Source organism: Salinibacterium sp. NYA9b (assembly GCF_976973725.1).
Genome location: NZ_OZ333476.1, coordinates 149,728 through 171,487 on the forward strand (window position 1 = coordinate 149,728; position 21,760 = coordinate 171,487).

At 62.4% G+C, this 21,760-nt stretch carries 18 protein-coding genes; 6 read left to right on the forward strand and 12 right to left on the reverse strand.

Features of this window, described 5'->3' with window-relative positions:
• Window positions 1–37: 37 nt before the first annotated feature.
• From ACWFSR_RS00700 to ACWFSR_RS00720, 5 genes are all read right to left on the reverse strand, one after another.
• Entirely contained in the window at window positions 38–880 is an 843-nt protein-coding gene (locus tag ACWFSR_RS00700) for an ABC transporter permease (protein WP_197106995.1), read from the reverse strand.
• The gene (locus tag ACWFSR_RS00705) at window positions 877–1,827 is read right to left on the reverse strand and encodes an ABC transporter permease (protein ID WP_231599610.1); all 951 of its coding nucleotides are present in this window, start codon (window positions 1,825–1,827) and stop codon (window positions 877–879) included. Before ACWFSR_RS00705 ends, ACWFSR_RS00700 begins: the two co-directional genes overlap by 4 nt.
• 23 nt (window positions 1,828–1,850) lie before the next feature.
• Window positions 1,851–3,032 carry a polyamine ABC transporter substrate-binding protein gene (locus ACWFSR_RS00710; protein ID WP_197106996.1) on the reverse strand — a complete coding sequence of 394 codons (1,182 nt, stop codon included), beginning with the start codon at window positions 3,030–3,032 and terminating at the stop codon, window positions 1,851–1,853.
• 13 nt (window positions 3,033–3,045) lie between these two features.
• Window positions 3,046–4,287, reverse strand: a complete 1,242-nt coding sequence (locus ACWFSR_RS00715) for an ABC transporter ATP-binding protein (RefSeq protein ID WP_307783737.1) — start codon at window positions 4,285–4,287, stop codon at window positions 3,046–3,048.
• A 184-nt stretch (window positions 4,288–4,471) separates the two neighbouring features.
• Window positions 4,472–4,909: an Lrp/AsnC family transcriptional regulator gene (locus ACWFSR_RS00720; RefSeq protein WP_197106998.1), complete on the reverse strand. Its 438-nt coding sequence runs from the start codon at window positions 4,907–4,909 to the stop codon at window positions 4,472–4,474.
• Window positions 4,910–5,012: 103 nt separating this feature from the next.
• Between ACWFSR_RS00720 and ddaH the strand changes: the two genes are divergently transcribed.
• On the forward strand, window positions 5,013–5,849 hold the full coding sequence (gene ddaH, locus ACWFSR_RS00725; protein ID WP_447522824.1) for a dimethylargininase: 837 nt from the start codon (window positions 5,013–5,015) through the stop codon (window positions 5,847–5,849).
• Window positions 5,850–5,967: 118 nt separating this feature from the next.
• Here ddaH and ACWFSR_RS00730 read toward each other — a convergent pair whose 3' ends face one another.
• Together ACWFSR_RS00730 and ACWFSR_RS00735 are read right to left on the reverse strand one after the other, a co-directional pair.
• A complete protein-coding gene (locus ACWFSR_RS00730) occupies window positions 5,968–6,408 on the reverse strand; it encodes a nitroreductase family deazaflavin-dependent oxidoreductase (protein ID WP_447522825.1) in 441 nt (146 codons plus the stop codon).
• Window positions 6,405–7,619: an MFS transporter gene (locus ACWFSR_RS00735; protein WP_447522826.1), complete on the reverse strand. Its 1,215-nt coding sequence runs from the start codon at window positions 7,617–7,619 to the stop codon at window positions 6,405–6,407. Before ACWFSR_RS00735 ends, ACWFSR_RS00730 begins: the two co-directional genes overlap by 4 nt.
• A 202-nt stretch (window positions 7,620–7,821) precedes the next feature.
• Between ACWFSR_RS00735 and ACWFSR_RS00740 the strand changes: the two genes are divergently transcribed.
• The 5 genes from ACWFSR_RS00740 (at window position 7,822) to ACWFSR_RS00760 (ending at window position 11,526) form a co-directional block, all read left to right on the forward strand.
• The gene (locus ACWFSR_RS00740) at window positions 7,822–9,009 is read left to right on the forward strand and encodes a low temperature requirement protein A (protein ID WP_197107003.1); all 1,188 of its coding nucleotides are present in this window, start codon (window positions 7,822–7,824) and stop codon (window positions 9,007–9,009) included.
• 20 nt (window positions 9,010–9,029) lie between these two features.
• A complete protein-coding gene (locus ACWFSR_RS00745; RefSeq protein ID WP_197107231.1) occupies window positions 9,030–9,419 on the forward strand; it encodes a VOC family protein in 390 nt (129 codons plus the stop codon).
• 266 nt (window positions 9,420–9,685) lie between these two features.
• Complete coding sequence (locus ACWFSR_RS00750; RefSeq protein ID WP_231603899.1) at window positions 9,686–9,952, forward strand: HigA family addiction module antitoxin; 267 nt, start codon at window positions 9,686–9,688, stop codon at window positions 9,950–9,952.
• An 81-nt stretch (window positions 9,953–10,033) separates the two neighbouring features.
• On the forward strand, window positions 10,034–11,137 hold the full coding sequence (locus ACWFSR_RS00755; protein WP_197107005.1) for an acyl-CoA dehydrogenase family protein: 1,104 nt from the start codon (window positions 10,034–10,036) through the stop codon (window positions 11,135–11,137).
• Window positions 11,138–11,151: 14 nt separating this feature from the next.
• On the forward strand, window positions 11,152–11,526 hold the full coding sequence (locus tag ACWFSR_RS00760) for a hypothetical protein (protein ID WP_197107006.1): 375 nt from the start codon (window positions 11,152–11,154) through the stop codon (window positions 11,524–11,526).
• Here the strand turns inward: ACWFSR_RS00760 and ACWFSR_RS00765 are convergent.
• The 5 genes from ACWFSR_RS00765 to ACWFSR_RS00785 all read right to left on the reverse strand — a co-directional run bounded on the left by ACWFSR_RS00765 (window position 11,523) and on the right by ACWFSR_RS00785 (window position 21,701).
• Window positions 11,523–12,230: a LysE family translocator gene (locus tag ACWFSR_RS00765; RefSeq protein WP_447522827.1), complete on the reverse strand. Its 708-nt coding sequence runs from the start codon at window positions 12,228–12,230 to the stop codon at window positions 11,523–11,525. The genes ACWFSR_RS00760 and ACWFSR_RS00765 overlap by 4 nt on opposite strands.
• A 622-nt stretch (window positions 12,231–12,852) precedes the next feature.
• Window positions 12,853–15,303 carry an AAA family ATPase gene (locus ACWFSR_RS00770; protein ID WP_447522828.1) on the reverse strand — a complete coding sequence of 817 codons (2,451 nt, stop codon included), beginning with the start codon at window positions 15,301–15,303 and terminating at the stop codon, window positions 12,853–12,855.
• A gap of 314 nt (window positions 15,304–15,617) precedes the next feature.
• A complete protein-coding gene (gene cydD, locus ACWFSR_RS00775) occupies window positions 15,618–19,004 on the reverse strand; it encodes a thiol reductant ABC exporter subunit CydD (protein ID WP_447522829.1) in 3,387 nt (1,128 codons plus the stop codon).
• 15 nt (window positions 19,005–19,019) lie between these two features.
• The gene (gene cydB, locus ACWFSR_RS00780) at window positions 19,020–20,084 is read right to left on the reverse strand and encodes a cytochrome d ubiquinol oxidase subunit II (RefSeq protein ID WP_447522830.1); all 1,065 of its coding nucleotides are present in this window, start codon (window positions 20,082–20,084) and stop codon (window positions 19,020–19,022) included.
• 18 nt (window positions 20,085–20,102) lie between these two features.
• Window positions 20,103–21,701, reverse strand: coding sequence for a cytochrome ubiquinol oxidase subunit I (locus tag ACWFSR_RS00785; RefSeq protein ID WP_197109083.1), 1,599 nt, complete (start codon window positions 21,699–21,701; stop codon window positions 20,103–20,105).
• Between the last annotated feature and the right edge of the window lie 59 nt (window positions 21,702–21,760).

Below are 21,760 nucleotides of genomic sequence, written 5' to 3' on the forward strand. Positions count from 1 at the left end.
TCGTTCGAACTGCTGCGGTCAGGAGCGGGGGAGCGACCTAGCCGCCACCCACAGTCTTGGCGATGTCGGTGGCCGAGTCGCCAGCGCGACGCAAGACGTAGGCAACGAGACCGAGTGCCGCAAGCGTGAGCAGCAGCATGATCGTGGAGACGGCCGCGATCTCGGGGCGGAGCCCGGTGCGCACAGCGCTCAGCACGTAGACGGGCCACGGGGTTGAACCCGATACCTGCACGAAGGCCGAAACGATCGTGTTGTCGAGGCTGAGGGTGAACGAGAGAAGGCCACCGGCGAGTACAGCCGGCATCACGAGCGGGAGAGTGATCTGCGTGAAGCGCTTGAAGGGGGGAGCGTACAGGTCGGCAGCGGCCTCCTCCAAGCTCTCGTCGATTCCGACGAGGCGCGAGCGCACAATGTAGGCAACAACAGCGGTTGCGAACAGGGAGTGACCAACGACGAGTCGCACGATTCCGTTGTCGAAGATGCTGAGGCCGACATCTTGACCGAGGAAGACCATCCACGGCAAGAGTGAAACGGCATCCACGATTTCAGGGGTGACGGTGACAAGCACGAGCAGAATCAGGAACGCTGGTGCCCACTTGCCGGCCCGACGAGCCAGTGCAACGCCCGCCATTGTTCCGAGAGCGGTCGCAATGAGCGCCGCAATGAAACCGGTCTGGATCGACACCAGCACGGCATCCGTGATCGCTGGTTTTGTGACGATCGCCGCGAACGAGCCGAAACCGAACTGATCCCACGAGACCAAAAGGCGGCCCTCGTTGAACGAGTAGATGATGATGACGGCGATGGGCGCAAAGAGGAACGCGAAGACGATCACGGCCCATACTTTGAGCGAAATATCTGTCAGGGCGAGTCGCTTCATGACTTGTCTCCCAACACGAGTTTTTGATTGGCGCGCAGGGGCCATGCCGCAAGCCACGTGACAAGCGCGGCGATGCCCACCGTGGTGAGAATCGTGAGCACGAGCACAACAGCCATTGCTGATCCGAGCGCCCAGTTCTGAGCGGTCTGGAACTGGTTAGCGACCATTTGGCCCGCCATGTTTCCCTTTGCTCCACCGAGCACCGTTGCCGTGATGTAGTCACCCATGAGTGGGATGTACACGAGCAGGATGCCGACGATGATGCCCGGCTTGGCCAACGGCAGGGTCACGTTCATGAAGGTCGACCAGCGGCCAGCACCAAGATCTTTGCTCGCTTCACGCATCGGGAGCGATACGCGGTCGAATGCCACAAACATGGGCAGGATCATGAGCGGCAAGTAGTTGTAGACCACACCGATCAGCACGGCGGTGCGGGTGTAAAGAATTTCGAGGGGCTCGTTCAGCATGCCGATCGACTGAAGGGCGTCCGAAAGGATTCCACTCGGCGCCAGGATGATCTGCCATCCGATGGTGCGAACCAGGAAGTTCGTCCAGAACGGAATCATGACCATCGCAAGCAGGATGCCACGTCGTGCGACCGGAGCCTTAAAGGCGAGCCAATACGCAAACGGGATGGAGATGGCCAGGCATATCAGGGTGCCGACCACCCCCACCCACAGTGTGTTCTGGAACGTTGTAAAGAACGTCGGAGACAACGCCTCGGCGTAGCGGTCAAAAGACAGCACGTCGTTGGCGTGAGTTCCGAAGATGCCCGGTTTGTATCCGAAACTAAACCAGACCACGAGCGCGACGGGCGCAACGAAGAAGGCGAACAGCCAGGCCCACGCCGGGATGGCGAGGGCAAAGCTGGGCAGCTTCAACCAGCGAGGGCGCTTCGAGGGCGCCTTTCGCGGTGGGGCCGTTCGGCCTTCAACGGTAGTGGTCATAGTAAATTCCGGATGGTCGCGGGTTAGGCGCCGGCCGACGCCTTCGTCTTGTCCCAAATTTCAACGATGCGCTGCTGTGCCTCGCCGATGGCTTGAGTGTGCATGGTGCTGATCTGGGCCTCATCGAAGAACACGAGGTCGAGCATTTCGAGGCCCTCGGAACGCGCTGTGTCCTCGATGCCCGTTCCACCGGTGTGGTAGCCGATGTAGTCGAGTTCGCGCAGCGATGCCTCTGGTGTGAGCACGTAGTTAATGAAGGCGTGAGCCGCTTCAGGGTTGGGTGCGCCCTCAGCGATAGCCCAGTTATCCATCCACAGTTCCGTGTCAGGCGAACCGAGAACCCACTGCCAGCGGTCGGGGTCGTCGCTCTCCATGATGCCGATGCGAGCATCACCGTTCCACGACTGCATGAGCATGTGCTGCGCCTGCGGAATAGCGGCTCCACCGGGGTAGGAGTCGAAAGCGGAGATGTGCGGGGCCAGCTGAGTGGTCAGGAACTCTTCCGCAGCGGCAAGGTCGGCCTCGTCGGTGGTGTTCCAGTCGATTCCGTTAGCCCAGTAGTAGATACCGAGCAGGGGAGCGGGGTCGTCGAGCACCGAGGTCTTGCCACTGGCCTCGTTCTGGGCTGCGTCGATGAAGTCAGCCCAGTTGGTGAGTTCGCGAGTGATCTTGGTCTTGTCGTAAACGAAACCAGTCGTGCCCCAGGCCTTGCAGATGGAGTACTCGTTGTTGGGGTCCCAGTCGCGACCAAGGAAGTCGGGATCCATGTCGGCGATATTCGGGATGAGGTCGAGGTTGAGCTTGCTGAGCAAGCCGTTCTCGATCATCTGCGGGATGAACGGGCCGGTGGGAACGACGATGTCGTAGCCACTCGTGCCTCGCGCAGCGACAAGCTTGGAGATGAGCTCTTCATTCGAGTTGAAGGCGTCGAACGTGACCGTGGGGCCGAGCTCGTCGGTGTACTCGGTGACCAGGTCGGGGTCGTCGTAGTCGCCCCAGCTGTAGACCGAGAGCGAACCCTCGAGTGCGCCACCGGTAGCCTGCGGCGAAGAGCTAGACCCTGAATCGGTGCTGCAGGCCGCGAGTGCCGCAGCGCTCGCTGCCGCGCCAGAAAGCGCGAGGAAACGGCGGCGGTTCAACTGGCTCTTGATGATCTTCGTTGCTGACGTTGACGCAAGAATGCGAATGGGAGTTTCGTGGGACATCGGGCTGCTCCTTCTAAAGGGAAATTGAACTGGTTGGTGGTGCTGGGTTGGAGACCGCACGAGCAATGTCGGCCTGAGCCTGAGTCGCCTGCTCACTCGGGAAAACATGAACGGATGCGGTGTCCCACGTGCAGAGCACGGAGTCACCAATCGCCAGTCGGGGCGCATTCGGGCGCGGAACCCGCGACAGCAACGTCTGGTCTTCACCAATAGAGACGAGAAACTGCAGGGTCTCGCCCTGGTGCGAGACACCAATAACGGTGCCCGGAATCTGATTCTCTGCCGTGGGGGCTGAGCTTGCGGATGCCGAGGCGAGCGCCACGGAGACAGCCTCGGGTCGCACGGCTGCCTGCGCTGCCATCCCGGGGTCAACGTCGTCGTGCGGCTCGGCTGCATGAATAATGCCGAACGGCGATTCCATAACGGTGAGGCTGCTTGTCATCGTGCCCGGGATGAAGTTCTGTTGGCCAATGAAGCCGGCAACATAGGCGCTCGCGGGCGAATCGTAGATCGAGTCCGCGTCATCCAACTGCTCGATGCGTCCCTTGCGCATGATCGCGATGCGGTCACTCATCGAGAGTGCTTCGCCCTGATCGTGCGTGACAAAGATGAAGGTGATGCCGAGGCGCGACTGCAGAAGCTTGAGCTCGATCTGCATTTCTTCGCGCAACTGGCGGTCGAGAGCACCCAGCGGTTCATCGAGAAGGAGAACGGCAGGGCGGTTGATGAGGGCCCGGGCCAACGCGATGCGCTGCTGCTGGCCACCCGAAAGCTGGGTGGGCTTGCGATCGGCGAATGAGCGCATCTGCACGAGATCAAGTGACTCGGTGACGCGTTCGCGGATTTCAGACTTGGGGGTGCCCTTTTGGCGAAGCCCGTAGGCCACGTTCTCGGCAACGCTCATGTGCGGGAAGAGAGCGTAGGCCTGGAACACCGTGTTGACGTTGCGCTTGTGGGGAGGAATGCCCACAACATCCTGACCAGAGATGCGGATGCTGCCCGAGGTCGGCTCTTCGAAGCCGGCGAGCATGCGCAAGGTTGTTGTCTTTCCGCAACCGGAAGGGCCGAGCAAGGAGAGGAACTCTCCCGGACGCACGTGCAAGCTGATGTTGTCGACGGCGACAGCGCCACCAAACTTCTTGGTCACACCCTCGAGGACGACGGAACCCTCAGGCTCGCTAGCATTCGTCGTTTGTGCACTGGAACCCACTGCGGCTGAACCGGCGGGGGCTGTGTTCTGGGATGACTCTGTCACGACGCTACGTACCTCCAAGATCGCGAAAACTTATTCGCGACTGTGGGTGTAGTCAACCGGAAAAACGGATGAGACGCAACGGTTTACATGGTTAAGATCGTGTTACGGAACGGATTTCGTCGTTTTGAGTCGATTTCACGGCGCAAATCTAAGAGATCGCCAAGAACGACAACGAGGCAGATTGCTACTCGTAACGACGGTGAATCAGGCGCGACAACACGATAGAGCTACGGGTGTTGTCGATGTTCGTGGCGGTGCGCAGCCGCTCGAGAGCGATCTCAAGCGAGTGGATGTCGCGCGAGCGCATGTGGACGACGGCGTCGGCCGATCCGCTGACTGTTCCGGCATCCACCACTTCGGGAATGGCGCTCAGGATTCGTTTGAGTTCGTGCGGAGCCACGTTGCCGCGACAAAAGAGCTCGACGTAGGCTTCGGTTCCCAAGCCGTCGACGGCGGGATCGACCTGCACGGTGAAGCCGCGGATGGTGCCGTTGGCGACGAGACGGTCGACGCGACGTTTAACTGCGGAGGCGGAAAGCCCCACGGCTTCTCCTATATCTCCATAGCCTGCGCGGGCGTTGAGGCGGAGCATGTCGATGATTCCTGCGTCCAGCTTGTCCATCTCCCCAGAGTACGGTGGATTGTTGTGCTGTGGCTAGGGATTGCGCCGAATTAGTGCGCAGATTGCCGAGACATTGCGGATAGGTGCGTGAAACACTGGGGCTATGACGATCACTGACACCTCATCGACCACGCCTGCCCGCCAGGCCATCGCGAAGACCGTGCTGATGTGCCGTCCCGACTTCTTTACGGTCACCTACAGCATCAACCCGTGGATGAACCCCAACGATCCCACAGACACCAGCCTCGCTGTTAAGCAGTGGCAGACGCTCTACGACACCTACATTGACCTCGGCTTCACCGTAGAACTCATCGACCCCATCGATGGCCTGCCCGACATGGTCTACGCCGCAAACGGCGGCTTCGTGATCGACGGCAAAGCCTACGGCGCCCTCTTCACCTACGACGAGCGTAAAGCAGAAGGCCCCGCCTACATGGAGTGGTTCGGCGCCAACGGCCTCGAGGTTGCTTCCCCCGAGAACGTTAATGAGGGTGAGGGCGACTTCCTCCTTGTCGGCGACAACATCCTTGCAGGCATGGGCTTCCGCACCTCGGTCGAAAGCCACCGGGAGCTTGCAGAGCTTTCGGGCCGCAACGTTGTCTCCCTCAACCTCATTAACCCCAGCTTTTACCACGTCGACACCGCCATCGCGAAGCTCGACGAAACCAACATCGCCTACCTGGAGAGCGCGTTCGATGAGCCCTCTCTCGAAAAGCTCCGTGCACTGTATCCCGACGCCATCCTCGCTACAGAAGAGGATGCGGCAGTGCTCGGACTCAACTCCTACAGTGACGGCTACAACGTCGTCATCGCTGCCCGCGCCAAAGACTTCGAGCGTCAGCTCAAAGAACGCGGCTACAACCCCATCGGCGTCGACCTTTCCGAGCTGCTGCTCGGCGGTGGCGGCGTGAAGTGCTGCACCCTGGAACTTCGCCGCTAGCGGCACGGTACCGATAACTTCGCCGCTAGCGGCGAGATGCGCCTGGCGCACTGAACAGAACGAATGGCCTGCGACTCGAGCGCGGGCCATTCGTGTTTTTGCTGCCGTACTGCGCGGGCTAGCGCTCTTCGCAGATCACCACGGGGATGTCGCGCTCGGTCTTGGTCTGGTACTCGGCATAGCGCGAATTGGCGGCCACAATCTGGGGCCACAGCTCGGCCTTCTCTGCGGCATCCGCGGTGTGGGTGTGCACGGGGATGGTGCGTCCGCGCACGGTGAGTTCGGCATCCGGATCCGCTTGCAGGTTGCGGTACCAGAGGGGGTCGCGGTCGTCGCCGCCCTTTGACGCGACAATCACCCAACGGCCTTTGCTGTGCACGGGAGCAGTCAGCATCGTTGACCGGCGGATGCCCGACACCCGACCCGTGGTGTGAAGCTCGAGCGAGGGCATGCCGCCCAGAGTCCAGCCCAGGCGACCGCCCGAGACGGCAAGGATCGCGCGGTGCACACCGTTCATGAGTTTCATGCCGAGGTCGCTGAGGCGGTTGCTAGTGCTCATAGGTCTATTCTCGCTCGGCGCTGCGGTGGGCGCACGAAGAGTGCGAGCACTGCGACGGCTATCGGCAGGCTCGCGAACCAGAAGGCCGGCTCGGTGAAGTTGCCGCTGAAATCGAAGGCCAGCGAGAGGGCGATGGGGCCGAGAGCCGTGGAGCCCAGGGCGATAGCGGTAGTGACGCCGCGAATGGAGCCGATGTGGGCGGTGCCGTAGTAGCGCACATAAGCTGCCGCTTCCATCCCACGCAGGCTTCCGCCGGCAGCGCCGAGCACGAGGCCGTAGAGGATGGCCGTGCCGTCGGGGCCGACGATTGGGAGCAGCAACAGTGAGCCGGCGAGCGTGAGCATCGAGAAGATCACGAACAGCTTGGGGCTCACGCGGTCGACGAACGCTCCGACGATGAGGGTCGCGGCGATGCCGGTGACGGTTTGCGGCAGAAAGTTCGCGGCCGCTTCGAATGGGGTGAGGCCGCGCTCGCCGAGGATCGCGATCTGGTGGAAGGCGAGGCCGGTGCTCAGCATGCCCGAGACGGCGAGGGAGGAGGCGATGACCCAGAACATACCGGTGCGGGCTGCTTCGCCGAGCATCCACGATTCTTTCTGGATGACGATCTGAGCCGTCGAGAGATCTTCGGTCTGGGCGGCAACCCGGCTGCGCTTCGGCAGGATGAACGCGAGCGGTACGACGACGGCGAGCACGATCGCGGCTTCCCACCGCCAGGCTGCGTGGATGCCGACGGCTGAGATGAGCCGCTCGAGACCGACGGGGGCGAGGGAAATTCCGGCGGATCCGATGGCGGCTGTGATGCCCAGCGCCAGTCCGCGGCGGTGAGTGATGGCGCGGGCGACAGCCGTGGTGGCGGCGAGGCTGAGGGCGCCCTGGCCGAGCATCCGCACCCCCACGAAACCGGCGGTGAGACCAGCGATGCCGTCGACGAAACTCAGGGCAAGCAGCACGCTCGCGAACAGGGCGCCGATGGCGATCGTGACGTAGCGGGCGCCGAAGCGGTCGAGGGCGCGGCCGATGAAGGGTTGGGCGGCGGCACCAACGATCGTGCCGAAGAAGTAGCTGACCGAGATTCCGGTGCGGGAGACGTCGAGTTCCGCGATGAGGGGGTCGGTGAAGACGGAGATTCCGGCGGTCTGACCCGGAGCGGTCATCACCGAGATGACGCCCGCAGCCGCGACCAAGCTCACCCACGGCAACCACTTCACCGGAGAACGTCGCGCTGGAGAACGTCGCCCTGTTTGGGCCACGTTCACGTCAGAGGAAACCACAACCACTCAACCCTTCGAACCCACCGTCGGGCCAGCGCTTGGCGCCGCGACTCCTGCCGCAACGCATAGCCAAAATCGTACTCGCCTCTGGCGGGCCGGGATTCAGGCGAGTGGGGATGCTGGTGCGTAAAGTTGTTGCATGAACGCACTGCGCTCGCGGGTGGTGGCTCGCGATATCGACGAGCCGCACCGCAAAACGACTCCCCTTGAGCTGCTCTTCGACCTGACCTTCGTGGTCGCGGTCGCCTCGGTCGTGCGGCAGCTGACGCACGCCGTCGAGGTGGGGCATGCTTTCGAAGCCATCGCGCCGTTTCTGATGGTCTTCTTCTCCATCTGGTGGGCGTGGAACCAGTTCACCTGGCTGGCCTCGGCGTACGACACGGATGACGTTCCCTACCGTCTCTTCACCATGTTGCAGATGGGCGGCATCCTCGTTCTCGCCGCCGGCGTTCCTATGGCCTTCGACGACGGCAACTTTGCAGCCGTCACCGCGGGATACCTGATTTTGCGAATCGGGCTTATCGCTACCCTGCTGCGCGCGGTGAAAGATGATCCCGAAACGCGCGCCACCGCCGGACGTTACGCGCTCGGTATCGGGGTCGTGCAAGTTGGCTGGTTGTTGCGGCTGCTGCTTCCCGCCGAGCTGGCCATGGTGTCGTTCGTCATCATCGTGCTCGCCGAACTGGCCGTGCCGCTCTGGGCTGACCGTGCACAGCGACTGTCCTGGCATCCGCACCACATCGCGGAGCGCTACGGAAAGTTCACGATCCTGGTGCTCGGCGAAAGCGTGCTCGCCTCGACGTTTGCGGTGCAGGCGGCGCTCGAAGAGGGGCTGACGCCCTCGCTCGTAGTCGCCTCGGTTGCTGGCCTCGTGCTGCTGTTCGCACTGTGGTGGCTGTACTTCTCTGAACCCGCCGCCGAGGGCCTAGAAAACAGGCGCGATCGCTACCTGTTGTGGAACTACGGTCACTACTTCTTGTTTGCGGCGCTCGCCGCCGTCGGAACCGGCATTGAAGTGGCGGTGCGATCCGTCACGACAGACCTCGAGTCGAGCGAGCTCGTGGTCGGCTACTCACTGGCGCTGCCCGTCGCGCTCTTCGTTCTGCTGCTGTGGCTGTTGCACGCGCCCATGGTGGAGCGGGTGTCGATTCCGCGATCGGCAACCGTCGTTGCGGTACTCGTGATGCTGGCGCTGCCGCTGGCGGCATCCGCCATCGGCACTATCGGTGTGGCTGTGGCTATTGCGGTGGTCTCGGTAATTCTGCTGGCCGTCGCACTATTGACGGGACGCATGCGCGCAGCAAAACTTGAGGCCAAGCAGGACTAGTGAAGAAAGAGTGGTGCACGATGTTTGCTCCGAAGAACGCCTTTTCGGGATTTAGTGTCAACGATCTTGATGCCGCTGCAGCCTTCTACCGTGACAGCCTCGGTCTCGCAGTCGCCGACGGCGGAATGGGCACGCTGCGGCTCACGCTCCCCGGCGGCGCCGAAGTGACCATCTACCCCAAGGAGAACCACGAACCGGCGAGCTTCACCATCCTGAACTTTGCGGTGGAGGATGTCGAAGCTGCCGTCGATGCGCTCAACGAGCGTGGCGTGGTCACCAAGATCTATGGCGACGGCGACCTCATGGGTGACCTCGGCACTGACGCGAAAGGCATCATGCGCGGGCACGGGCCGGAGATTGCGTGGTTCAAGGATCCCGCTGGCAACGTGCTGTCGGTCATCAGGGCGTGACGCCCCAGGGAGGGTAACGGACGCCCGACGGCGAGACCGTATGCCCTTGCTATACGTATAGTGTGACAATGCACTTATGGCGTGATCAAGTCGTTTCGCCACAAGGGCCTCGAAGCATTCTTTGTGAGCGGCAAGAAATCAGGGATCCGACCGGATCACGCGAAGAAACTACAGCGGCAATTGGCGTGTGGTTTTCACATTCGACGGCACAGACGTGTACCTCGTTGACTACCTCGACTATCACTAGAAGGAGCAGGACATTGAGCATGTATAACCCTCCCCACCCCGGCGTCCTTCTCGCGGACTATCTCGGTGACATCAGCATTGCGGAAGCCGCTCGACGTTTGGGCGTCACGAGGGCCACGCTGTCGCGCATCCGGAATGGGCACGCGTCAGTGAGCGCGGATATGGCTGTTCGCCTCGGGATACTTCTTGGCACGAGCGCCGAGCTATGGCTCGGAATGCAGACCAGCTACGATCTGTGGGTTGAACGGCAAAAGCCTCAACCCCAGGTCATGCCGCTCGCTAGCTGATCTGCTGTGTGCGACTGAGCAGGAGGCTCTGTGAAGTCTCATTTCAGTGCAGCGTCCGGCGCGGCACAGTAGCGTTGCACCATGACGGTACTCACCCCAGCACTGCTCAACCGCATCCGCTCGCGCGCCGCGCGCTACGACCGCGAGAACATCTTCTTCACCGAAGACCTGCAAGAGTTGCGTGCCGTTGGCTACTTGAAGCCGCGCAGTTTGCGTGAGCTGTCGGATGACCAGCGCCTGCTCGCGGCCTACGCTCCGGCCACGGCGCTCGCCATCAACATGCACCTCGTGTGGATCGGTGTCGCCTGGGCTTTGCGCGAGCGCGGCGACTCGAGCCTCGACTGGCTGTTGGCGGATGCCGAAGCCGGCGAAGTCTTTGCCTTCGGCTTGAGTGAACCCGGCAACGATCTCGTCATGTGGGACTCGCTCACCACCGCCGAAACCGTCGAGGGCGGTTACGCCTTCACCGGCACCAAGATCTTCACCTCGCTGTCTCCCGCATGGACCCAGCTCGGACTCTTCGGCAAGCACACCGCCGACGACGGCACCGAAACCCTCGTGCACGGTTTCATCTCTCGCGATGAGCCCGGATGGCGTTCGCTCGGCGACTGGGACACCCTCGGCATGCGCGCCACCCAAAGCCACACGACAGTGTTGGATGGCGCCTTCGTTCCCGCGAACAGGGTCGCCCGCGTGCTGCCCGTCGGGCCCAACGCCGATCCGTTCATCTTCGCGGTGTTCGCCAACTTCTTGCCGCTCATCGCCTCCGTGTATGCGGGCCTTGCCGACCGCGCCCTCGAACTCGGGGTCGAAGCACTGCAGCAGCGCAGCTCGGCCATCAGCGGTGAGGCGTACTCCGAGCATCCGGATCTGCGCTGGCGAATGGCAGATGCCGCCCTCGCGCTCGATGCGATCGAACCCCAACTGCACAGCATCGTCGATGACGTTGATGGGCTCGTGGATCACGGGGCTGGGTGGTTCCGCAAACTGACCGGTGTGAAGCACCGCAGTATCGAAACCGCACGCCACGTTGTCGACCAGGTGATGCGCTCAGCCGGGGGAGGAGCCTTCCGCAGCACGAGCGAACTCTCGCGCCTGCAACGCGATGTGCTCGCCGGCATCTACCACCCCTCGAACCCGGAATCGGTGTACAAGACCGTCGCGAGCGACCTGTTCGGGAGCTAGGTGGGAAGTGAAACATGACGAACGCAAGTGAACTGCTCACCGCGATTGAGGCGCTCTTTGTTCAGCGCGCGGCGGAGGCGACCGCGGTTTCGCGCGAGACGCAATTCGTGGCCGGGCGCACCCTCAGCGAAACGCGACTCGTTGTGCTGTGCCGCTGGTTGGAGAGCCCGACGCTTTTCGGAGCAGCCTTTGACGTGGACGAGCTGACCGCAGAGTTCGAGCCGCATGATGCGGCGAGCATTGCCGATGCCATTGTGAGCAACGATCTGGCTGGCCCGCCCGGATCAGGCATCCGGCTGGATGTCGACTGGGCTGTGGGGCTCGTGTCTGCACCGGAGGACGTGCAGTGGGTACTCGGAAGCGAGCGCTTCGGGGAGTCGAGTCTCTAACCGAGCCCGAACAGCGGCAGCGCCATCCAGATTGCGACGCCGATGAGGGTTGCCGCGAAGAGGTAGTCGATGAGCTGTTGGGCTCGTTCGCCGTGAAAGAGAGCGGTGAGCATCCGCCCGCCTGCCGTCCAGATGATGAAGGCGATCAGGTTGTTGAGCGTGAAGATTGCAGTGATGAGCAGCACGGCTGCGAGCCCGCTGTTCGCCTCGGGGCGCAGGAACTGGGCGAACATGACGACGATGATGTAATACGCCTTGGGGTTCAAGAGCAGCACTAATGCGCCGCTCCAGAAGCCGATCTTTTGCGCAGGCTCAGGGAGTGCTGGCGTCGGCGACTCGGTCGATTCTGCCGAAGTCGCCGCTGAGTTCGACGCGACCAGTTCTGCAGCTAGTGCCTCGGAGAGAGCCCCTGCCCGAGCCCGAGCGCTGCGGATGAACGTGAACGCGAGCCACAACACATACAGACTGCCGGCAGCGCTCAGCACGACGACAAAGGCGGGATGCATCAGCACTGTCGCGCCAAGGCCCAAGCCGATCGCCGTCGTCACGATGAATGTTGCTGCGTGATAGCCGGCGAGAGCGGGCAGGGCAGCCCGAGGTCCGCGTGATGCTCCGATCGCCGCAAAGAACGTGTTGCCCGGTCCCGGGCTGTACGCCAACGGAAAGAGGAACACGATGAGCGCTGCGAACGTAGCAATCGTCATCGCGTGGCATCCGAACTTGAGGTATTCACCTCATCAGTATCGGGCGGACGGGGCCGCACAACTCGCGGAAATCGGACTTCGCGGCAAGAAGATCTTGCTCGGTCGGCTGGTTATTGTGTGCGTGGACCAGCAGCAAGTTCACGCGGATCGTCGAACCCGAGAGGTGCGGCTCCTGCCGGCACTACCTCACGGGCGCCCGCAATTGCTCGGGCGAGAGCTCGCGGGCATCACAACGTTGGTGCCAAGTACTGCTGTATGGGAGCGTCTTGTGGCGCTTTGCGAGGGGCTCACTGAACGAGAGTCCAAAGGGATTGCAATCGTGACAAATCGTTCTTCCACTCTTCAATATGGGTGCTGTGGAATCGGGATGCTCTTGTGCGTCCGTGAAGAACGTCTGACGTTTCGGCGTAAACACGACCAGCTTGCCTGGCTGCTCTAAAGGCTTCCAACCGAAGAGGGTCATCCACCATCGTGACTAACAGAAGCAGCCGACGCTCGACGAAACGCGTGGAGACCGTATTCGAGGGTTGGCCGGAAACCGCCACCCAAATCTCGACCGAGACGGTTTCGACCTCTCGCCGCAGGCGAAGAGCCTCCCGCTTAACTTCGTAGGGCAGCATAGTCACCAGTGAATCGTGCGAAGCATGTCGATCGCGGCCTCAGCGACGTCGAAGTCCGCGTCCAGCTGATCGGCGTCAGGAATTGCGGCTGGGTCATGAACCGCGTCAGACCAGCGCTTGGAGGGCACCGCGAGCAACTGCCAAGCTGCAGTAAGCAGCGCCAGCTGTGGCGGGCTATCGGCAAGAAATACTCTAAGAGCGTCTTTTCTGTCGCGAGTCAGCATCGCCCCCTCAAAGTCCTCGCGTGCCTGCTTGGCTGCAACCGAGGTCAGCCTCGCGAAGTGGCGAAGTGCAACGCGTTCGAATGCTTCATCTAGCGCCATGCGAAGCAGCGCCGTGACTTCGCCTCTGCCATCAGGGGCTGGGGCCTTCCTGAGGTCCGAGGCTAACTTCCGCCCAAATTTTATTAGCTCCGCAGAAGGGTCCTCAGTGGCAGTCAGCTTTACCTGACCGTTGCTGTCTCGACTCGTGGCCAGGACTGCGAAAGCCAACGTCGCGTGTACGCGCAGGTACTCAACGAACCGAGCGTCATGCGTAGTAAGGATGAGAGATTGGTTCTTCCCAATTTCGGCCAAGGTCGACGACAATTTGTCGACTCTAAAGTCATCGAACGCGTGGACTGGGTCATCGAGGATGGAAAAGGCGAATATACCTGATTCCGCCGTCGCAATCACTGGCCCGAGAATTAGTGCATTTCGTTGGCCAGCGCTGAGATGCGCCAACTCCACACTTTGGCCATTCGCATCTTGAAGCTCGAGTTCGCTTTCCAATTTGTTGATGCGGATCGCTGATACAGAGATCCCAACATCGCCAAGCAGCGTCGCAACAGCTGGCCCTACTAGAGCGTGAAGGCTGGAGCTCCGCTCGCTCCGTATTTGGGCTAAGTGCTTATTCCACTTGCTGCGCGCCTTTCGCAATACCGTGGTCTTGCTGGCGTGGTTAATGTTCGTTTTGAACGCCGATAGGTAGGGGGAGACAGCGGCCCATCGGTCACAGCGCCACTGGTGCTTGAATCCTGACGCTTCCAGTGCTGCTTCGATCAACAGATGCGCTTCTGGTTGCTCACTCCACTTTGAAAGGTTATGGAGTGCGGTCAAAAGGTTTTCATTGAGGTCATCGGTGTCTTGGCGGGCTATCGTCGCTTCGTCGAGCATCTTCGAGAGAACTGCGCTTTCGGCGGAGTCAAATTCGGTGGGCAGCACCCGAAGGCACGCGCTGAGTGGGGCGACGATCTCGTGCTGGCTTCGGCGGACCAGAGTTTTTAGTTCGGCGGCGGACTCCTTAGCCTCTTTCAGGCGTTCTGCCTCCCGCTTGAGGTGCTCGCGCCAGTCGATGTGAGAGGTTCCGCACGTCGGGCAGGTTTCGTTGTTGTCGCCCTGGCCTGAATCGATCACTCGTTCATTCATGTCAACGATCGAGTCTGTAACTTGAGCTGTGAGCAGCGCCTTGGTTGCCGCTTTTGACCAGTTCACCCGAGCAGTCCTAAATGCTTTTCCGAGGACCGGCAGTGCCTTAAGCAGGCTCGCGTCCAAGTGATTCTCGAGTTTTTGCCGTTCTACGAGGGAGTGGTGTCCTAACCAGTCCGCAAGTTCTTCGAGCGTTTTCGGTTCAATCCACGTAAGCGGCTGAATTCCGTCAACCCCTTGCCGCCTTGCCGCTTCATCGACTTCTTCCACCATGCGAGTGCTGGATTGCTTCGCGGTCTTTATGGCTTTTTCAGCCTCTTGCGCCGTGTCGATTTGGGCCTTAAGGCGAGAATCGAAGACGCGACTGGCGTTATCCATTGCCAAGCAAGAGCTAAGCCAGATTTGGAGATCTCGCTTTTTCTGCAGTTCATCCGAAAGTTCGGCATATGCAAGTACTGGAGGGGAAGCCCGAATTGCGTCTGACCAAACTGCCCATGCCGGAGAACGACTGTCTAATTCATGCGCTTCACCATCGCGTTGAAGCAACCCGGTCCGTTCTACACCGGAAGATGTGATCGAGGCGCGTATCGAGAGGGTGTCCGAGGTCGCCTCGTCGAAAAGAACAACGCTCACAGTGGCTTCTTCGACACCTTGGCTGCGCTGATCGTTCGCGCCCCAGAGTTCGTGGACGGATCCTTCGTCGCCGAGATGGGTGGCACCTGTTCGTCCTTCGAGAGCCACGCGCACTGCCTCAGCGAGACTGGACTTGCCAGAGCCGTTCTCGCCATAGAGAACGGTTACGCCCTGCAAGCCGTCGATCGAGAGGGTGACTTCGTGTTTTGCCCCGCGAAAGCCCGAGACCGAGACTTGGCGTAATTGCCACTTCCGGTTCTTGGTAAGCAAGTCATCCCGGTCGCTGCTGTCCAGATCGTCGGCTATCTGAACCAGCTGTTCCCAGGCGTCCGAGTCACCCCCGGAGCTCGCGTTTGCTTCAGCGCGAAGCGAGGACGCCAGTTCTCCTAGGGTGAGTTCAGATAACTCATTCATTCGAACCTCCAAGTGTGATTATAGCTCGACTTTCGGGCTCGCGGGTAGTCCTCTGTCGCGATTTTTGGTACGGACTCAGGGCTCATTCTGCTCTGAGCATGCTTCAAGCAATCCTCTCAAGCGGAGAGGTCTGCCGATTGGCAATTTATACGCGTAGTGCAGGGCGTCAAATTGCGGCGCTGCACCCTTGGAGCATCGGAGCAAAGTCGCCAATAGCTAAATAGCGGCAACGGGAGAAAGCGCGTCCACGTCTATCCGAAGCGGCGCACGTTCCCTCCCGCCGTATGGTCGGCGGGCCGGATTGAAGCTCGGCGCTACCCCGCAGCAACCTGCTCGCGCGCCCCGAGCCGTAGGCTCTCGTCGTCGTCGCGACGCTCGTCGTCGTGATGGCTGACGAGCACCACGATCTTGTCGGCGAGAGCCGTGCGCAGGTCGCTGATGAGTTGCTCGGCGCTCGCGGCATCCAAGTGGGCGGTCGGCTCATCGAGCAGCACAACATCGGCCCGCGTGAGAAGGGTGCGGGCAACGGCCAAGCGCTGACGCTCGCCGCCCGACAGGCTTTCGCCCGCAGAACCCACGCGAGTGTCGAGCCCGCGGTCGAGCGAATCGAAGAGCGGGCCAAGACCGACCTGACGCAGCACCGCAACGAGCTCCTGCTCGGTCGGCTGATCGTCGTGAGCGCGGCCCAACAGCAAGTTCGCGCGGATCGTCGAATCGAAGAGGTGCGACTCCTGTGGGCACCACGTGACCGCCGCGCGCAATTGCTCGGGCGACAGCTCGCGAGCATCCACGCCATTGAGACTCCACGAGCCAGCGGCCGCCGGAAGATACCCGAGCAGCGCCGCCAACAGTGTCGACTTACCCGCGCCCGAAGGCCCTTCCACGACAAGCCACTCGCCACGCGCAACCCGAGCGGTCGCGCCCGAGAACGCCAGCGTCGGGCTCGAAGGCCAGCGGATGCCGAGCTCCTGCAATTCCAGAACGGTCACGTCACCAAGTGGTTGGTCTGCGCTCGCGGCTCCGGCCTGCGCGCGGTCGCCGCCGCGCTTGCCTGCAGTACCGCGCGCAGTAGCGCCGCCCGAAACGGCACCGCCAGCAGCATCCGCACGCTCAACTCCCGCAGTAACCCCGCGAACCTTCGCAAGCGCAGCACTGAGCGCCGGCCACTGCTGCACGGAGTCAACGAACGCGATCAACGAGTCGACGAGCCCAATCGGGATGAGCACGAGCACGGCGACGATGCCGATGGGAAGTGTTCCGGCGATGACGGCGGGTGCGGCCACGGGCAGCATCGCGACGGCGGTCACCGAGCAGGCGAGCACGAGGACGGCGTTGCCGATTCCGAGGGCGCGGGCACTACGGCGGGAGAGCGCCCCAGCCTCGGCGTCAATGTGATCGAGGCGGGCGAGCATCCGCTGGCCGACACCGTTGGCGCGCAGGTCGCTGGCCGCACCGGTCATGGCAGCGAAGGCGCGCACGACGCGGGACTGCACTTCGGCGATGCCGTTGGCGGCCGATCGGTCGATGATCACGGCGATGAGGGGCGCCGCAATAAGCCCGACGGCGAGACCCGCGAGCAAGACAGGGACGGCGGGCGCGTGCAGCAGGCCGACCGCGATGAGTGCGGCGAGCGACGTTCCGAGGGCGACGGCGGGCGGCAGCACAACGCGGGGAACGAGATCGCGCACCCGGTCAGACGCGGCAACAAGGTAGTCGAGGGCGACCCCGCCATTGGCGAGAGCGCGCGACCCCAGAGCGCGAGCGCCGAGGCCGTTCCACAGAGCGACCCGCAGCTCGATCACCGAACCGAGCACGGCGCGGTGGGTGGCGAGGCGTTCCGCGTAGCGCAGAGCCGCACGGCCGATGCCGAAGAAGCGCACGCCCACAATGGCCACGAGCAAGAACATGATCGGCGGATGCTCGCTCGCCCGCACAATCAGCCAGCCCGAAATCGCGGTCAGCGAGATCGCGAAGAGGCTCGCGCCCACACCGAGAGCAATCGCTCCGACGAGGGTTCCGAGCGAGGGGCGCACGAACTCGAGCAGACTGGCGAGAGTCGCGCGGGGGGAGCGAGGCGCATCGAGAGCGTCAACATCCACGTCGTCGTCGACGGTGAGCGGGTCAACTCGAGACTCGACGGCGCGCGTTCCACCCGAGGCGCCGACGGCAATAACTTGGTCGGCCAGCGCCGCAATGCCGGTCTCGTGTGACGCAACAAGCACCGTGACGGGGCGACCGCGCAGCTCAGCGATCGCGGCTTCAACGCGAGCGGCGGATGCGGGGTCGAGATGGGCGGTCGGCTCATCGAGCAGCAACAGGGTGGCGCCCGCTTCGACGCGCAGCAGTCCGCGCGCGACGGCGATGCGGCGCAGCTCGCCGGGGCTCACCTGGCGCGGGTCAGCCTCGGCAACGGCGGTGAGGCCGAGGTCAAGCAGCACCGACTTGATGGCTTTTTCGTCGCTGCTGTAGAGGCGAAGTTCGTCGATTACGGTGTCAGCAACGGTGTGCGGATGTTGCGGAACCCAGGCCACGCGGGAGACGTCGATGCCCCACACACTGCCGCCGCTGGGCTCGCGATTGCCTGCGAGCACCTCAAGAACACTGGATTTTCCGCTGCCGCTCGGCCCATCCAGAGCGGTGATGGTGCCGGGCGTCGCGCGGAAGTTGAGCTCGTTGACTGCAGGAAGGGCACGACCCTCGTAGGCGATCGTGAGGTTCACGACGCGGAAGGCACCAGCGCTTTGGCGATGCTCCCGAGCGCGCGGTGCGTCGATGATCGTGCGGGCACGACGCAGAGCAGTGAGCCCATTCTCGGAGGAGTGGAACGCCGCACCCAGCTCGCGGAACGGCGCGAAACACTCGGGCGCGAGCACGAGAGCGATGAGGCCAACGGTGAGGGAGAGCTGGTCATCCACGAGCCGCACACCGACGAAGACGGCGACGACCGCGACCGAAATCGTGGCGATGAGTTCGAGCACGAGCGCCGAGAGAAAAGCGGTGCGCAAGGTTTCCATCGTCTTCGTGCGGTTCTCTGCGGAGATCGACCGCAAGGCTTTCGACTGCTCGGCGACACGGCCAAGACCCACCAGAACGGGAAGGCCGCGGGCCAACTCGACCAGATGATCAGAGAGCCGTTCGAGGCTGGCGCTGGCCGCATCGGCACGCTCGCGCGTGTGGCCGCCGACAAGAACCATGAACACCGGAACGAGCGGAATCGTCAGCACAACGATGAGCGCACTCACCCAGTCGACCGAGAGGATGCGGAGGCCGACCAGCAGCGGAACCGTTGCGGTCATCACAATCGCCGGCAGCACCACGCGGAAGTAGTTGTCGAGCTCATCAAGACCGACGGTCGCAATCGCGGTGCTCGCTCCCGAGCGGGCGTCGGAGCCGGTGAGTACTCGCTCCGCGAGTTCGTGGCGCAGAGACTCCTTGGCGCCTAACGCGGCGCGGGTCGCGAAACTCTCCGTAGCCCACGCGGTAGCCGCGCGGAGGAGGCCAGCCGCGATACCAAGAACGATTGCGAACTGCCAGGCTGCGGCATCCGCTTCAATGACGCCGACGACACCACGAGCAACCGCCTCGGCCATGAGCACGAGCGCCAATCCCTTGAGGGACGACAGCAACCCCAGCCCGAACAGTGTGTGCACACCGCCCGGGCCAAAGCCCGCTGCGAGTCGTTCGTGGAGTTTGGCTCTCATGCCCTCCATCGTGCCCTAGCTCGCTGAAGAAGCGGGGGGACTAGCTGAAGAAGCGGGGGCAACCGCAGGCTTCACGATGTGCGCCTCAGGGAGGTGGTGATCGCTCAGGCGGTTGCGGAAGACCCAGTAGGTCCAGCCCTGGTAGATGAACACCAGTGGCAGACCAAACGCGGTCACGACGCTCATGACGCCAAGCGTATATTCGCCGCTCGCCGCGTTAGAGATAGTCAGATTGAACGCGGGGTCAAGCGTCGACGGCAGCACCACGGGGTAGACCGCGGCGAAGATGGATGACGCTCCGGCCACCAAGAACGCTGCGATACCGATGAAGGCCCAGCCTTCACGCCCGGCACGCGCACTGATCCAGCCGAAGACCACCGCGATCACGGCGATGACCACAAGCAACCACGTAATGAGGGTGCCGTTCTGGAACTGGATGATCAGCACCCACGCGACGATCGGAAGCAGGGCAACGGGGCTCCACCGCACCACAAAGTTGCGGGCACGAACACGCACCGCGCCATCGGTTTTGAGGCCGAGGAAGACGGAGGCGTGAACGAGAGAGAAGCCGACTACTGCGAGGCCACCGAGGACGGCGTACGGCGTGAACCAGGCGAAGGCACCGCCAACACGGTCACCGTTGGCGTCGATGGGGAGGCCGGTGGTGGTGAGCGCGAGGGCTGCACCGATACCGAAAGCCGAACCGAGCGAGCCGAGCCCGAGAGCGCGGTCCCACCACATGCGCCACTTGTCCGTGGAGCCTTTGCCGCGGTACTCAATCGCAACCGCGCGGAAGATCAGGCTCACGAGCACAATCGTCAGCGGGATGTAGAGCGCCGAGAAGAGCGATGCATACCAAAACGGGAATGCAGCGAAGGTGGCGGCTCCGGCCGTTATCAGCCAGACCTCGTTACCGTCCCAGACCGGGCCAATGGCATTGAGCATGAGGCGACGTTCGCGGTCTTTGCGGGTGCTGAAGAGCAGCAGCATCCCGACACCGAGGTCGAAGCCCTCAAGAAGGAGGTAGCCGATCCACAACGCCGCGATCGCGATAAACCAGATTGTAGGAAGAAGTTCCATGAGTAGCTGCCCTTCTGCTTAGTAGGCGAACGCGAGAACGTCGTCGCGCTTGTCTGGTTTGTTGGGATCGTCTGGGTCGCTGCCATCGCCGGTGTCGCCTTCGGGATGCCCGAGCTCGGGCATCGCTGAGGCAACGCCACCGCGCACGTACTTGATGAGCAGCTTGACCTCGAAGACCAGCAGGAAGGCGTAGACGAGAGCGAGCGCCGCGAGCGAGAAGATGATCTCTTCGCCACTGACTCCAGGGGAGACGGCAGCCGCGGTGAACATATACACGCCGTCAACGCCACCGGGCGTTGGGTTGGGCACGACCACGAAGGGCTGGCGGCCCATTTCGGTGAAGACCCAGCCGGCGATGTTGGCGCCGAAGGGGGCGGCAATGCTGAGCAGAGCGGTTCCCATCAGGAACTTGGACTGCGGAACGGTTCCCTTGCGAACAATCCACAGGGTCAGGGCGGCAAACGCGGCCGCGAGCATTCCGAAGCCAATCATGAGGCGGAAGCCCCAGTAGGTGACCTCCATGATGGGCAGGTAGTTGATCTCTTGGCCGGCACGCTCGCCGTACAGCGGGTCATCCGGCAGGTTGGTGCCGTACAACGCCTGGTACTCGGGAATGAGAGTGTTCACACCCTTGATCTCGGTGTCGAAGTCACCGTGGGCCAAGAAAGAGAGGATGCCGGGAATCTCGATGATGCCCACGACGTCTTCACAGTTCTGGCTGCCGAGCGGGCCAATCGAGAGCACCGAGAAGCTCGTGCCGTCGTGGCAGGCAGCTTCTGCGGCGGCCATCTTGAGCGGCTGCTGTTCGAACATGAGCTTGGCCTGCAGGTCGCCGGTGATGGCAACTCCGCCGAATCCGACGATTGCAATAACAGCACCGATGCGGATGCTCGTGAGCCAAACCGAGTGGTCCTTGCGATCGCGGCCCGGGATGCTGAGGTTCTCGCCGACGACGACACGGCCCGTGGCATCCACGGTGTCGATTCCGTCGCGACGACGCTGCCAGAGTTGGTACCAAGAGATGCCGACGACGAAGCCAGCACCCACCGCGATGGCGCCCATGACGGTGTGCGAGTAGGCGGAGAGGGCGGTGTTGTTGGTGAGCACGGCCCAGATGTCGGTCATGACGGGGCGACCGTCGATGAGCTCAACACCCACCGGGTGCTGCATCCACGAGTTGGCCACGATGATGAAGAAGGCGGAGACGACGGAACCGGCAACGGCGATCCAGAGGGTCGCGAGGTGAAGTTTCTTGCCGAGACGATCCCAGCCGAAGATCCAGAGACCGAGGAAGACGGATTCGAAGAAGAAGGCGAGCAGGCCCTCCATGGCGAGCGGGGCACCAAAGACGTCACCGACGTAGCGGGAGTACTCGCTCCAGGCCATGCCGAATTGGAACTCCTGAACGAGGCCGGTGGCCACACCCATAATGAAGTTGATGAGGTATAACTTGCCCCAGAACTTGGTCATGCGCAGCCACTTCTCGTCGCCCGTGCGCACCCACTGGGTTTGCATGAGCGCCACGACAGGGCCGAGGCCGAGCGTGAGCGGAACCATGATGAAGTGGTAGACGGTGGTGATTCCGAATTGCCATCTGGCGATTTCTAGGGGATCCACTCCGGACCTTTCTGCTGCTGCTGTGTGACGGCGCTCTAGTTCTACATTCTGTAGAACTG

Coding starts and splice junctions, on each gene's coding strand:
- ACWFSR_RS00770 (WP_447522828.1), bottom strand. CDS start 15,303: ATGAATGAGTTATCTGAACTCACCCTAGGAGAACTGGCGTCCTCGCTT.
- ACWFSR_RS00720 (WP_197106998.1), bottom strand. CDS start 4,909: ATGGACAAGCTGGACGCAGGAATCATCGACATGCTCCGCCTCAACGCC.
- ACWFSR_RS00765 (WP_447522827.1), bottom strand. CDS start 12,230: ATGACGATTGCTACGTTCGCAGCGCTCATCGTGTTCCTCTTTCCGTTG.
- cydD (WP_447522829.1), bottom strand. CDS start 19,004: ATGAGAGCCAAACTCCACGAACGACTCGCAGCGGGCTTTGGCCCGGGC.
- ACWFSR_RS00750 (WP_231603899.1), top strand. CDS start 9,686: ATGTATAACCCTCCCCACCCCGGCGTCCTTCTCGCGGACTATCTCGGT.
- ACWFSR_RS00705 (WP_231599610.1), bottom strand. CDS start 1,827: ATGACCACTACCGTTGAAGGCCGAACGGCCCCACCGCGAAAGGCGCCC.
- ACWFSR_RS00755 (WP_197107005.1), top strand. CDS start 10,034: ATGACGGTACTCACCCCAGCACTGCTCAACCGCATCCGCTCGCGCGCC.
- ACWFSR_RS00710 (WP_197106996.1), bottom strand. CDS start 3,032: ATGTCCCACGAAACTCCCATTCGCATTCTTGCGTCAACGTCAGCAACG.
- ddaH (WP_447522824.1), top strand. CDS start 5,013: ATGACGATCACTGACACCTCATCGACCACGCCTGCCCGCCAGGCCATC.
- ACWFSR_RS00760 (WP_197107006.1), top strand. CDS start 11,152: ATGACGAACGCAAGTGAACTGCTCACCGCGATTGAGGCGCTCTTTGTT.
- ACWFSR_RS00700 (WP_197106995.1), bottom strand. CDS start 880: ATGAAGCGACTCGCCCTGACAGATATTTCGCTCAAAGTATGGGCCGTG.
- cydB (WP_447522830.1), bottom strand. CDS start 20,084: ATGGAACTTCTTCCTACAATCTGGTTTATCGCGATCGCGGCGTTGTGG.
- ACWFSR_RS00745 (WP_197107231.1), top strand. CDS start 9,030: ATGTTTGCTCCGAAGAACGCCTTTTCGGGATTTAGTGTCAACGATCTT.
- ACWFSR_RS00730 (WP_447522825.1), bottom strand. CDS start 6,408: ATGAGCACTAGCAACCGCCTCAGCGACCTCGGCATGAAACTCATGAAC.
- ACWFSR_RS00740 (WP_197107003.1), top strand. CDS start 7,822: ATGAACGCACTGCGCTCGCGGGTGGTGGCTCGCGATATCGACGAGCCG.